The sequence below is a fragment of the Limnohabitans sp. genome (assembly GCF_030158565.1).
In the GTDB taxonomy this organism is placed as follows: Bacteria; Pseudomonadota; Gammaproteobacteria; order Burkholderiales; family Burkholderiaceae_C; genus Limnohabitans_A.
Genome location: NZ_JAOASQ010000034.1, coordinates 1 through 11,742, shown reverse-complemented (window position 1 = coordinate 11,742; position 11,742 = coordinate 1). Strand labels below are relative to the sequence as shown.

Annotated in this window: 13 protein-coding genes; 6 read left to right on the top strand and 7 right to left on the bottom strand. The window is 61.8% G+C overall.

Annotated features, from left to right (window positions below; all coding sequences use genetic code 11):
* On the bottom strand, positions 1-1,606 hold a 1,606-nt coding region (locus Q1W40_RS07230; RefSeq protein WP_300710453.1), incomplete at its 3' end, for a valine--tRNA ligase.
* 207 nt (positions 1,607-1,813) lie between these two features.
* Here Q1W40_RS07230 and Q1W40_RS07225 point away from each other — a divergent pair.
* Together Q1W40_RS07225 and Q1W40_RS07220 are read left to right on the top strand one after the other, a co-directional pair.
* On the top strand, positions 1,814-2,236 hold the full coding sequence (locus Q1W40_RS07225; RefSeq protein ID WP_300710451.1) for a rubrerythrin family protein: 423 nt from the start codon (positions 1,814-1,816) through the stop codon (positions 2,234-2,236).
* A gap of 9 nt (positions 2,237-2,245) precedes the next feature.
* Positions 2,246-2,842 carry a DUF3501 family protein gene (locus tag Q1W40_RS07220; protein WP_300710448.1) on the top strand — a complete coding sequence of 199 codons (597 nt, stop codon included), beginning with the start codon at positions 2,246-2,248 and terminating at the stop codon, positions 2,840-2,842.
* Here the strand turns inward: Q1W40_RS07220 and Q1W40_RS07215 are convergent.
* From Q1W40_RS07215 to Q1W40_RS07205, 3 genes are all read right to left on the bottom strand, one after another.
* Entirely contained in the window at positions 2,829-3,743 is a 915-nt protein-coding gene (locus Q1W40_RS07215) for a tripartite tricarboxylate transporter substrate binding protein (RefSeq protein WP_300710459.1), read from the bottom strand. The genes Q1W40_RS07220 and Q1W40_RS07215 overlap by 14 nt on opposite strands.
* Before the next feature lie 89 nt (positions 3,744-3,832).
* Positions 3,833-4,954 carry an NADH:flavin oxidoreductase/NADH oxidase gene (locus Q1W40_RS07210; protein ID WP_300710446.1) on the bottom strand — a complete coding sequence of 374 codons (1,122 nt, stop codon included), beginning with the start codon at positions 4,952-4,954 and terminating at the stop codon, positions 3,833-3,835.
* A gap of 402 nt (positions 4,955-5,356) precedes the next feature.
* Positions 5,357-6,100, bottom strand: coding sequence for a pseudouridine synthase (locus Q1W40_RS07205; protein WP_300710444.1), 744 nt, complete (start codon positions 6,098-6,100; stop codon positions 5,357-5,359).
* On the opposite strand from Q1W40_RS07205, the gene yaaA reads away from it, so the two are divergent.
* Together yaaA and queF are read left to right on the top strand one after the other, a co-directional pair.
* Positions 6,099-6,875: a peroxide stress protein YaaA gene (yaaA, locus tag Q1W40_RS07200; RefSeq protein ID WP_300710442.1), complete on the top strand. Its 777-nt coding sequence runs from the start codon at positions 6,099-6,101 to the stop codon at positions 6,873-6,875. The two genes, Q1W40_RS07205 and yaaA, sit on opposite strands and share 2 nt — an antisense overlap.
* Entirely contained in the window at positions 6,872-7,723 is an 852-nt protein-coding gene (gene queF / locus Q1W40_RS07195; protein WP_300710440.1) for an NADPH-dependent 7-cyano-7-deazaguanine reductase QueF, read from the top strand. The genes yaaA and queF overlap by 4 nt, the downstream gene beginning before the upstream one ends.
* Positions 7,724-7,752: 29 nt before the next feature.
* Here queF and Q1W40_RS07190 read toward each other — a convergent pair whose 3' ends face one another.
* Positions 7,753-8,067 carry an addiction module antidote protein gene (locus Q1W40_RS07190; protein WP_300710438.1) on the bottom strand — a complete coding sequence of 105 codons (315 nt, stop codon included), beginning with the start codon at positions 8,065-8,067 and terminating at the stop codon, positions 7,753-7,755.
* A complete protein-coding gene (locus Q1W40_RS07185; protein ID WP_300710456.1) occupies positions 8,064-8,372 on the bottom strand; it encodes a type II toxin-antitoxin system RelE/ParE family toxin in 309 nt (102 codons plus the stop codon). The genes Q1W40_RS07190 and Q1W40_RS07185 overlap by 4 nt, the downstream gene beginning before the upstream one ends.
* Positions 8,373-8,670: 298 nt before the next feature.
* On the opposite strand from Q1W40_RS07185, the gene Q1W40_RS07180 reads away from it, so the two are divergent.
* Positions 8,671-9,111, top strand: a complete 441-nt coding sequence (locus tag Q1W40_RS07180) for a PACE efflux transporter (protein ID WP_300710436.1) — start codon at positions 8,671-8,673, stop codon at positions 9,109-9,111.
* A gap of 15 nt (positions 9,112-9,126) precedes the next feature.
* Here Q1W40_RS07180 and Q1W40_RS07175 read toward each other — a convergent pair whose 3' ends face one another.
* Positions 9,127-9,756 carry a glutathione S-transferase gene (locus tag Q1W40_RS07175; RefSeq protein WP_300710433.1) on the bottom strand — a complete coding sequence of 210 codons (630 nt, stop codon included), beginning with the start codon at positions 9,754-9,756 and terminating at the stop codon, positions 9,127-9,129.
* Positions 9,757-9,868: 112 nt separating this feature from the next.
* Here Q1W40_RS07175 and Q1W40_RS07170 point away from each other — a divergent pair.
* The coding region (locus tag Q1W40_RS07170) for an IGHMBP2 family helicase (RefSeq protein ID WP_300710431.1) at positions 9,869-11,742 on the top strand (1,874 nt) is incomplete at its 3' end.

The following is an 11,742-nucleotide window of genomic DNA, read 5'->3' as shown; positions in this document are numbered from 1 at the left end:
GCGTGGTCATCATGATCATCCGGGCGACCCAGAAGAAGATGATGTCGTAGCCGGTCACCAAAACGGAGGAAGGCAGGTAGAGGTCGTAGTCGGGCGTCTTCTCGGGCCAGCCCATGGTGCTGAAAGGCACCAGTGCCGACGAGTACCAGGTGTCCAGCACGTCTTCGTCGCGCTTGAGCGTTTTGCCCGGGGCCTTGGATTGCGCTTCGGCTTCGTTGCGGGCCACATAAACGTTACCGTCTTCGTCGTACCAAGCCGGGATCTGGTGGCCCCACCACAGCTGGCGCGAGATGCACCAGTCCTGGATGTTGTTCATCCACTGGTTGTAGGTGTTGACCCAGTTCTCGGGCACAAAACTCACTTCGCCCGATTGCACGGCGTCGATGGCTTTTTGCGCGATGCTTTTGCCGGTGGCGTCGCCTTGGCCCACTTGGTTCATGGCCACAAACCACTGGTCGGTCAACATGGGCTCGATCACCTGGCCGGTGCGGGCGCAGCGCGGCACCATGAGCTTGTGTTTCTTGACTTCGACCAATGCGCCTGCGGCTTCCAGATCCGCCACCACGGCCTTGCGGGCCACGAAGCGGTCCAGGCCCCGGTATTTTTCGGGGGCGTTGGTGTTGATGGTCGCGTCCAGGTTCAGCACGCAGATCATCTCCAGCTTGTGGCGCTGGCCAACTTGGTAGTCGTTGGTGTCGTGCGCGGGCGTGACCTTCACCACGCCCGTGCCGAAGGCTTTGTCCACATAGTCATCCGCAATGACGGGGATGGTGCGGCCGCACAAAGGCAAGTTCACTTGCTTGCCGATCAGGGCGCTGTAGCGCTCGTCTTCGGGGTGGACCATCACGGCCACGTCGCCCAACAGGGTTTCGGGGCGGGTGGTGGCGACGGTCAAGCTACCGGAACCATCGGCCAGGTCATAGCGGATGTGCCACATCGAGCCGTCTTCTTCTTCGCTCTCGACTTCCAGGTCAGACACCGCACTCATCAGCACCGGGTCCCAGTTGACCAAGCGCTTGCCACGGTAGATCAGGCCTTGCTCGTAGAGCTGCACAAAGGTTTCGGTCACGGTTTTGGACAGCTTGGGGTCCATCGTGAAGTATTCGCGGCTCCAGTCCACGCTGTCGCCCATGCGGCGCATCTGGCTGGTGATGGTGCTGCCGGACTCTTCTTTCCATTCCCAGACCTTGCTCACAAAATTCTTGCGGGCTTCGGCGGGCGTGGGGCCCATGTCATGGCGGCTGATGCCTTTGGCCTGCAGCTGGCGCTCCACCACGATTTGCGTGGCAATGCCCGCGTGGTCGGTGCCAGGAATCCAGGCCGTGTTGTGGCCCAGCATGCGGTGGTAGCGGGTCAACGAGTCCATGATGGTCTGGTTGAAGGCGTGGCCCATGTGCAGGGTGCCTGTCACGTTGGGTGGGGGCAACTGGATGGCAAAGGCCGGGGCGCCGTCTTTGGTGGCCTGGGTGCCACGGAAACCGGCCACGCCGTAGCCGCGCTTTTCCCACTCTGGGCCCCAATGGGCTTCCAGGGCGGCGGGTTCGAACGATTTGGACAGGCTCTCAAGGCCGGGCTGTTGGACCGGGGTGGCGGGTGCGTTGCTCATGGGGATCTTTGAAAAAGAAGGTCGGCCGCTTCATGGCGGCCGATGGGGGCGACACAAGTCGAATGGCCACGATTTTAACTTTTGTAGCCCTCCGGTCTGCCTCGGGCGGCTTCTGGGCGGACAATCACGGCACAGGCGCTGGCACTGACCGGCGCCGCCTGTTTGTCCAGACCTGAAAAGTCCCCTCATTCCTCTCAGGAGAAGCACATGGCCACCCTCAAAGGATCGCGCACTGAACAATGCCTGAAACAGGCTTTTTCGGAAGAGGCGCAAGCCAACCGCCGTTATCTGTACTTTGCCAACCAGGCCGACATCGAAGGCCTGAGCGACGTGGCTGCCCTGTTCCGCTCCACCGCCGATGGCGAAACCGGCCACGCGCATGGCCACATGGACTTTCTGGCCCAGGCCGGTGACCCGATCACCGGTTTGCCGATCGGCACCACCGCGCTCAACCTGGCGTCGGCAGTGGCGGGCGAAATCCACGAATACACCGACATGTACCCCGGCATGGCCAAGACCGCCCGCGACGAAGGTTTCGACGAGATCGCCGACTGGTTCGAGATCCTGGCCAAGGCGGAGCGCTCGCACGCCAACCGCTACCAAAAAGCCATCGACAGCCTGCAAGACTGAGCGCAGCCCATGGACCTGCACGGAAACATCACCCCCGAGAACCTGATGTCGCTGGAGGCCTACGCCCGCTGGCGCAAAGTGCACCAAGCCGAACTCATCGCCCTGCGCCAACTGCGCAGTGTGCAACTGGGCGAGCATTTGCGGGTGCAATTCGAAAACGAAGCCACCGTGCGCTACCAGATTCAGGAGATGCTGCGCATCGAAAGGATCTTTGAAGAGGACGGCATCCTGCACGAGATTGCCGCCTATGCGCCCCTGGTGCCCGACGGCGGCAACTGGAAGGCGACTTTGATGCTGGAGTACCCCGACGCCCACGAGCGCCAGCGCGAGCTGGCCAAGCTGATCGGGGTGGCCGGCCGGGTGTTTGTCGAGGTGGAAGGCCACCCCCGGATTTACGCCATCGCCGACGAAGACCAAGTCCGTGAAACCGCCACCAAAACCTCAGCGGTGCACTTCTTGCGTTTCGAGCTGGATGCGGCCATGGCCGCCTTTGTGCAAGCTGGTGCGGGTGTGCGCCTGGGCTGCGGCCACACGCATTACCCCGCGCACATGGACATGCCCGCGCCAACCTTGGCCAGCCTGGCGGGCGACCTCAATCCAGCTTGATGTTGGCCGCCTTGATGGCCTGCGTCCAGTCGGCGATGTCGCGATCGAGCAGCTTGGTCATCTCGGCTGGAGCCACAAAGCGTACCTCGATGCCCGCCACATCGGCGCGCTGCTTGCTCTCGGGCAAGTCCAGGCTGCGTTTCACGGCATCGGCCAACTGGTTGATGGTTGCAGCCGGTGTGCCAGCCGGGGCGTACAGCGCCACCCACGACTCGAGGTCAAAGTTGGGGTAACCCGCTTCGGCCATGGTGGGCACTTGGGGCATGCCCGCGTGGCGCTTTTTGCCGGTCACGGCCAAGGCTTTGAGCTTGCCCGCCTGGATGTGTTGCATCACCGAAGGCGGTGTGGTCATGAACACCTGCACTTGACCGCCCAACACGTCGGCAATGGCCTGGCCCGAGCCTTTGTAGGGAACATGCACCAAGTCCACACCGGTTTGCTGCTTGAAGATTTCGGTGCCGATGTGCGAGACCGAGCCATTGCCTTGCGAGGCGTAGTTCAGCTTGCCCGGGTTTTGTTTGACGTAGGCGATGAACTCTTTCATGTTGCTCACCGGCACCGAAGGGTGCACCGCCACCACGTTGGTGGCCACGGTGATCAGGCCCACGGGCGTCAGGTCTTTCAGCTCCCAAGGCAGCTTGCTCATCAAGATCGGGTTGGCCACGTGGTAGCCCGAGTACGACACCAACAGCGTATGACCATCCTTGGGCGCCTTGGCCACTTGTTGGTAAGCCAAGTTGCCGCTGGCGCCGCCCTTGTTTTCAACCACAACGGATTGGCCGATCAGGCGGCCCAAAGGCTCGGAAATCAGGCGGGCCGAGGTGTCCACCAGGCCGCCCGGCGGCACCGGCACCACCAGACTGATCGGCTTGCTGGGGAAGGCCTGCGCCATCAGGGCCATGGGGGCGCACAGGCTGGCCAGGGCCAGCAAGCGGGTCAATTTGCGACGTGTGTTCATTTTTGTCTCTCTCTTTTGCAGGGGGTGCTCAATCAGCGCATGCCGATCTTGGCGTTGTTGAAAATGTTTTTCGCTTCCCGGGGCAGGCTGCGCCAATACTGGTGCTGTGCGTCGACGGTGCCGCCCAAGGCCACGGCGGCTTCCCAGCCCCAGCGCGGTTTGTACAAGAACGAACGGGCCAGCGCGACCAAGTCAGCGTCACCGCGCTGCAGCACGGCTTCTGCCTGGGCGGGCTCGGTGATCAGGCCCACGGCAAACGTGGTCAGCCCCGAGCGCTCTTTGACGGCTTTGGCCAAATGCACCTGGTACTCCGGGCCCAGCGTGATTTTTTGCAGGGGCGACACACCGCCCGACGAAATGTGCACAAACTGCGCCCCGGCTGCTTTGAGCAAAATCGAAAGCTCGCAAGTCTCATCGATCGTCCAGCCGCCATCGACCCAATCGGTGCCCGAAATGCGCATGCCCAGCGTGCTGCCAAAGGCTTCGCGCACGGCTTTGAACACCTCCAGCGGGAAGCGGATGCGGTTTTCAAACGAACCGCCATACGCATCTGTGCGCTGGTTCGACAAAGGCGACAAGAACTGGTGCAGCAAATAACCGTGCGCGGCGTGCAGCTCCAGCGCCTCGATGCCCAAGGCCTGGCTGCGGCGTGCGGTGTTCACAAAATCGGCCTTGATTTGCGCGATGTCGGCCAGGCTCAACTCGGTGGGGGCCGCTTCTTGCGGCAGGTGGGGCAGAGCGCTGGGCGCCACGGTGGGCCAGCCGCCGTCCTCGGGGGCAATCAGCATGCCACCGTGCCACGGAGCCGCGCTCGACGCCTTGCGCCCCGCGTGGCTGATCTGGATGCACACCGGCACCTGCGGCGCTTGGCGGCGGGCGCGGTCCAACTTGTCCGCGAATGCCGCTTGCGTGGCATCGTCCCACAGGCCCAGGCAACCGGGGCTGATGCGGCCCACAGCCGACACCGCAGTGGCCTCGATGGTGAACAAGCCCGCGCCGCTGTTGAGCATATTGGTCCAATGCGTCAGGTGCCAGTCGGTGGCCTGGCCGTCCACAGCCGAGTACTGGCACATGGGTGCCACCACGATCCGGTTGGGCAGGGTGAGGGGGCCGCTGGGGGCCTCGAAGGTGAAGGGGGTGAAAAGCAGGCTCATGGAAACAGTCGGTTGGAAAGTACTTGTCACTGCGAGCGAAGCGCGGCAGTCCAGTTGTACGGGCATGCACAGAGACTGGATCGCCACGCTTCGCTCGCGATGACGGGGTTAAGTTCGCTCGCGATGACGGACTAAAAGCTGAATCTTATGGAAAACCGCAAGGATGCTTATCCGTTGGGTGACATGACCCCTGTCACCCCGGACTTGATTTACCCCCGCTTGTCACCCCGGACGTGATTTATCTTCTTTGTCACCCTGGAATCTTCTTTGTCACCCCGGACGTGATCCGGGGTCCATCTCCCTTGCCGCCATGGATCCCGGGTCAAGCCCGGGATGACGTTTCACTCTCCTTTGTTACCCCGGACGTGATTTATCTTCTTTGTCACCCCGGAATCTTCTCTGTCACCCCGGACTTGATCCGGGGTCCATGCCTTTGCGTGCATCACTGTCAGCGGCAAAAGCGTCCCACCGCGTCCACTCGCTGGGCAAGGGCGATGCCACGTGCAGCAGTTGGCCGCTCACCGGGTGTGGCAGGTCCAGGTGCAGCGCGTGCAGCCACAGCCGCTGCAGGCCCAGGTGCTCGGCCACGGCGCGGTTGAGCGGGCCTTTGCCGTGCGTGGCGTCGCCAATGATGGGGTGGGCGATGTGCTTCATGTGGCGGCGCAATTGGTGGCGGCGGCCGGTCAGGGGTTGCAGCTGCACCTCGGCCCAGCGCAGGGTGGCAAAGTCGCCTTGCGCAATCGGCAACTCGCCCCGGCGCAAGGTTTCGTAGCGCGTCTGCGCGGGCTGCACTTCCTCGCGCTCTGAGCGCATGTCGTCGGGCATGCGCTTCAAAGGGTGGTCGATCAAGCCTTGGTCCAAAGGCCAGCCGCGCACGATGGCCCGGTAAGTCTTGTGCAGGCCCTCGCCGGTTTCAAACGCCTGACCCAGCGTGCGGGCCACCTCGGCGCTCAGGGCAAAGACCAGCACGCCGCTGGTGCCCTTGTCCAGCCGATGCACCGGCCAGACGTGTTGCCCGATCTGGTCGCGCAGGGCTTGCAGCACAAAGCGCGTTTCACCCTTGTCCAGCGGGGTGCGATGCACCAGCCAGCCTGCGGGCTTGTGCACGATGGCGAGATAATCGTCCAAGTAAAGGATGTCGAGCATGTTGTTCTTATTGTCACCCGCCAAATCTCTGGATTACGAAACCCCCGTGGGCGATGTACCCCACACGCTGCCGCAGTTTGTGCCGCAGTCGCAGGCCCTGATCGAGGTGCTGCGCCAAAAGTCGCCCCAGCAAATTGCCGAGCTGATGGACTTGTCGGATGCGCTGTCGGCGTTGAACGTGGCCCGATACGAAGCCTGGCGTCCGAAGTTCAGCGCCAAGAATTCCAAGCAAGCCGTGCTCGCCTTCAACGGAGATGTGTACGAAGGTCTGGACGCCAAAACCCTGAGTGCCAAAGAGCTGGACTGGGCGCAAAACCATGTGTGCATCTTGAGCGGCCTGTACGGCGTGCTGCGTCCGCTGGACTGGATGCAGCCCTACCGCCTGGAGATGGGCACCACGCTGCAGACCGACAAGGGCAGCAACCTTTACAAGTTCTGGGGCCCGCAAATCGCAGAGCACCTGAACGAACGTCTGGCCGCCGACAAAACACCCGTCATCGTCAACCTGGCCTCGCAGGAATACTTCAAGGCGGTGGACCGCAAAACGCTCAAGGCCCGCGTCATCGAATGCGTGTTTGAAGACTTCAAGGGCGGCAAATACAAAATCATCAGCTTCAACGCCAAACGCGCCCGCGGCCTGATGGCCCGCTACGCCGTCAAAAAAAAAATCACCCAACCCGCTGGTTTGTTGAAGTTTGACCTCGAAGGCTACGCGTACGACGCCGCCGTGTCTGAACCCGACCGCTTGGTCTTCCGACGCAAATTGCAAGCATGAACCACAACACCCCTGAACAATCGCAGCTGGGCAAGTCCAGCGCCTATGTGGACCAGTACGACGCGAGCTTGCTCTTCCCCATCCCGCGTGCCACCAAACGGGCCGAGATCGGCATCACCGCGCAGCCCGTGTTTTTTGGGGCCGACCTGTGGACCGCGTTTGAGCTGTCCTGGCTCAACACCAAAGGCAAGCCGCAAGTGGCGCTGGCCCACATCACCGTGCCGGCCGAGAGCACGCACATTGTGGAGAGCAAGTCCTTCAAGCTGTACCTCAACAGCTTCAACAACACCCGCATCGACAGCCCCGACGAAGTGCGCGACCGCATCCGCCGCGACATCAGCGCCGCCATCTGGCACGGCAGCGCGGTGCAAGCCAGCGTGGGCGTCAAGTTGCTCATGCCCGAGATGTTTGACGCCGAGCCCGTGCATGAAATGGACGGCCTGAACCTCGACCGCATGGACATCGAATGCAGCCGCTACCAGCCCGCGCCCGACTTGCTCAGCGCCACCGCCGACGAAGCACCGGTCAGCGAAACCCTGGTCAGCCACTTGCTCAAAAGCAACTGCCTGGTCACCGGCCAGCCCGACTGGGGCAGCGTGCAAATCACCTACAGCGGCCCTCAGATCGACCAAGCGGGCTTGCTGCAATACATCGTGAGCTTTCGCAACCACAACGAATTCCACGAGCAATGCGTCGAGCGCATTTTCATGGACATCTGGACGCGCTGCAAACCCACCCAGCTCACGGTTTACGCCCGCTACACGCGGCGCGGCGGGCTGGACATCAACCCCTGGCGCACCAGCGCACCGGGCGCATTGCCGCTCAATGTGCGAACGGCGCGGCAGTGAAGCAAGTCAGCGGCGGCGATTAAAAGACATCAAACTTGCGGTCGCACCACCGATAAGTGCAAACCGGTGGCGTTCAACACAGCCAACCAAGTTTTGAGTGTGGGATTGCCGCGTGGACTGAGTGCCCGGTACAGACTTTCGCGGGGCATGCCCGCTCTCTCGGCCACGGCAGACATGCCTTGCGCCTCAGCGATGAGCCGCAAAGCCCCCAACAAAGCCTGTTGTCCGCCCGGTTGATCAGCTTGATCCAATGCAACAGCCAGGTACTCGTTGGCAAACTCAGGATCGGCTTTGAGCATCTCCACAACCGCTTCGTCATGCGGGCGGCTGGTCATGTTGGTCATTTGAGCTTTCTCCTGTGTTGCCAGTCCATCCAGTAAAGGTGGGCCTTTTCAATATCCGCTTGCTGTTTTCGCTTGTCACCACCGACCAGCAGCAAGATCAAGCTTTGTCCAGCCTGTGCGTAGTAAATCCTGTACCCCGGCCCCCAATCAATTCGGGCTTCCCATACACCTTCGCCAACCGGTTTCACATCACCAAAATTTCCGCTGGCCATTCGACCTATCCGAACCAAAATTCGGGCTCTGGCTTGTCGATCCGCCAGTGACATCAACCACAGTGCATAAGGGTCGTCGCCTTGCGCGGTCAGGTAATCACGAACTTCAAACGTGTGAATTATAAGTTACAAGGTAATTCGATCGCATCACATAGGCAGGTCGGCAGCCCATGAAATTAAATAGCGCGAAGATGCTTTCACAATTAACCCCGCAAGCGTTTTGAACTCGGTTAGTTTAGCGGTTCGAGTAATTTATGAGTCATAAAGTATTTATATAAAAATCAATAGACGATATGACTTCTTTCGACCTGACGAGCATGACGTGTTAACTTCTGACACCCGTGCCTGCTAGCGCTCTCTCCTTGCAGGCCACCTTACCCCGTTCCCCAAAATGACCCCCACCACCCGCCGCGTTGTCCAGGCCCTTTTGTACGAGGCCATTGCCATCGCCGTGGTCGGGCCCGTGTTGAGCTTGGCTTTTGACAAGTCCACCGCCTCTACATTCGCCTTGGCGGTTGTGTTGTCGAGCATTGCACTGACGTGGAACTACGTCTTCAACTGGCTGTTTGAGCGTTGGGAGTCGCGCCAATCGGTGCGAGGTCGCTCCTTTGCCAGGCGGCTGGCCCACGGGGCGGGTTTTGAAGGCGGCTTGGTCATCATTCTTTTGCCCGTCATGTCGCTCTGGCTGGACATTTCGCTCACCGCTGCCTTGGTGGCCAACCTAGGCCTGCTGGCCTTCTTTTTCTTTTATGCCATCGTCTTCACATGGTGCTTTGACCGGGCCTTCGGCTTGCCCGCCTCTGCTCAAGTGGGCGCTGCAGATCGGCGCTGATGGCGCGGCAGTGCGTCAAGCCACCGGATCTTGCCAAGCCGGGTGCTTGGCCATGACCTGCGCATAAGCCTCAGAGCCCTCAAAAGCGGCCAGCCAGCCGATCAAGCGCGGCCAAGGTTGCGCGATAAACCAGGCCGGGTCGGTGTGCGCAAACTGCCGCACAAACGGCGCCAGCGCCGCGTCCAGCAAGCCCCAACGCGCACCGGCCAAAAAGGCCTGCTGCTGCAAATGCGCATCCAGCTGCGCCAGCCACTGCGCACCCAAATCGCGGTCGGCCACACCACTGGCCAGGCCTGATCGCTGCGGGTATTTGTAGCGGTCCAGGTGCTGCTTGAAAGGCCCATCGCTGAGTGCAATCCAGCGCAGCACTTCTGCCTCGTCTGCAGCTGCGGGCAACCAGCCCTGCGGGTCGTGCTGGCGCAGGGCCCACAGCATGATGTCCAGGCTCTGATCGATCACGCGTGAATCGGCTGGCAGCCACAACACCGGCACCGTGCCCTTGGGCGACAAATCCAGCATCGATGCCGGTTTGTTCTTGAGCACCACCTCGCGGTGCTCATACGCCAAGCCGCTGACCAACAAAGCCAGCCGGGCCCGCATGGCGTAGGGGCAGCGGCGGAAGGAATAGAGGATGGGGGAGGGCATGAGGGGGAATGATAGGGCTTGCGTCTGGTGCCCAGGCCAATTCAGTTAGAGTCCCCCCCATCCTCAAAACCGAGAGCGCTCAAGTCCTTGCAGCCTCTCGATCCCATTCCCTTTGGCTGACCAAGACCCCACCCCCACCGCCCCCTGCGCCCTCGAACGTGACGTTCAACATGAGTTACGCCATGTGCGCGCCCTCATGCAACTGGAGCAAAAGGAAGACCAGGCGCAGTTCAAGCTCAAAAACGCCAGTGCCAGCATCAAAGAGCGCCGTCGGCGCGGCCTGACTTGGTACCCCGTCACCATCACCCAAGAAGACATCGGTTTTGGTGGCAAGGTGGTGCTGGAGCTAGAGCGCCCTGCGCATCGGCAAGACCTGCACTTGTTTCAGGTGGGGGCGGCTGCGGCGCTGTTCAGCAGTGCGCCCGGCTACTCAGGGCCTGACCGGCCCGTGGTGAGCGGCGTGGTCACCCGCGTGCGGCGCAACAAGCTGCTGCTGGCCACCACCAAAGAAGCGCTGCCCGACTGGGTGCTGGACGGCAGCACCCTCAACGGCAGCACGTTAGGCATTGACCTGACGTTTGACGAGGTGAGCTACCGCGAGATGAACCAGGCCCTGAGCGCGGTCATGGCCGCACACGGCAACCGCTTGGCCGAACTGCGCGACGTGCTGCTGGGCGCGCAGCCCGCCCGCTTTCGCGAGCCCCAAGCCGACGACCTGTTTTACCCCAGTGCGCTCAACGACTCGCAGCTGGTAGCGGTGCGCCATGTGATCTCGGCGCAAGACGTGGCCATCATCCACGGCCCGCCCGGCACGGGCAAAACCACCACGCTGGTGCAAGCCATTTTGGAAACCATCCGGCGCGAGCGGCGCGTGCTGGTGTGCGCCCCCTCCAACACCGCCGTGGACCTGCTGACCGAAAAGCTGGCCGAGCGCGGTGTGAACGTGATCCGCATGGGCAACCCCAGCCGCGTGTCGGACCTGCTGCTCAAGCACACGCTCGACGCCGGTGTGATGGCCCACCCCAGCTACGCCAAGATGCACGCGATGCGCCAAACCGCTGAGCAGCACCGAGACACGGCCAGCGAACTGGCCAAAGAAGGCGTCCGCAACTTTGGTTTTGAGGGGCGACAGCACCGCCAACAGCTGCGTGAAGAAGCGCGCACGCTGCGCCAAGCCGCCGACGACTTGGAGCGCTTCATGACCGAGGACGTGCTCGAGTCGGTGCAGGTCATCACCTGCACGCTGGTGGGCGCCAGCCATCGCCACATGCGCCACCTGAGCTTTGAGACCGTCTTCATCGACGAAGCCGCCCAGGCCCTGGAGCCGGGTTGCTGGATTCCCATTGCCAAGGGCCAGCGCATTGTGTTGGCGGGCGATCACCACCAACTGCCGCCCACCGTGAAAAGCGAACAAGCCGCCCGCGAAGGCCTGCGCGAAACCCTGTTTGAAAAGTGCATCCAGCGCCAACCCAACACGGCCCGCATGCTCACCACGCAATACCGCATGCACGAGCACATCATGGGCTTCAGCTCCGAGAAGTTTTATGGCGGCCAACTGGTGCCGCACGCCAGCGTGCGCTGCGCTGGCCTAGAGGCTTATGACCTGCGTTTTGCACCCGACTTGCCGGTGGAATTCATCGACACGGCGGGTTGCGGTTATCAAGAAGTGGCCATTCCTGAAAGCCGTTCAACCGCCAACCCCGAAGAAGCCCACTTGCTGCTGGAGCGGCTGGCGCAGCTGCTGGCGCCCTACGACGCCGCCGAACACGACGAACACCAACACACCCCGCTGACCATTGGCGTCATTGCGCCGTACCGCGCCCAAATCAACTATTTAAAAGACGCCATCGAAGACAGCGAAGTGCTGAATGGTTTGCTGCAGCAACGCAGGCTCAGCGTGGGCACCGTCGATTCGTTTCAGGGCCAAGAGCGCGACATCATTGCCATCACCTTGACGCGCAGCAACCCCCAAGGCGAGATCGGCTT

Coding starts and splice junctions, on each gene's coding strand:
- Q1W40_RS07225 (WP_300710451.1), top strand. CDS start 1,814: ATGGCCACCCTCAAAGGATCGCGCACTGAACAATGCCTGAAACAGGCT.
- Q1W40_RS07220 (WP_300710448.1), top strand. CDS start 2,246: ATGGACCTGCACGGAAACATCACCCCCGAGAACCTGATGTCGCTGGAG.
- Q1W40_RS07215 (WP_300710459.1), bottom strand. CDS start 3,743: ATGGCCCTGATGGCGCAGGCCTTCCCCAGCAAGCCGATCAGTCTGGTG.
- Q1W40_RS07210 (WP_300710446.1), bottom strand. CDS start 4,954: ATGAGCCTGCTTTTCACCCCCTTCACCTTCGAGGCCCCCAGCGGCCCC.
- yaaA (WP_300710442.1), top strand. CDS start 6,099: ATGTTGTTCTTATTGTCACCCGCCAAATCTCTGGATTACGAAACCCCC.
- Q1W40_RS07205 (WP_300710444.1), bottom strand. CDS start 6,100: ATGCTCGACATCCTTTACTTGGACGATTATCTCGCCATCGTGCACAAG.
- queF (WP_300710440.1), top strand. CDS start 6,872: ATGAACCACAACACCCCTGAACAATCGCAGCTGGGCAAGTCCAGCGCC.
- Q1W40_RS07190 (WP_300710438.1), bottom strand. CDS start 8,067: ATGACCAACATGACCAGCCGCCCGCATGACGAAGCGGTTGTGGAGATG.
- Q1W40_RS07180 (WP_300710436.1), top strand. CDS start 8,671: ATGACCCCCACCACCCGCCGCGTTGTCCAGGCCCTTTTGTACGAGGCC.
- Q1W40_RS07175 (WP_300710433.1), bottom strand. CDS start 9,756: ATGCCCTCCCCCATCCTCTATTCCTTCCGCCGCTGCCCCTACGCCATG.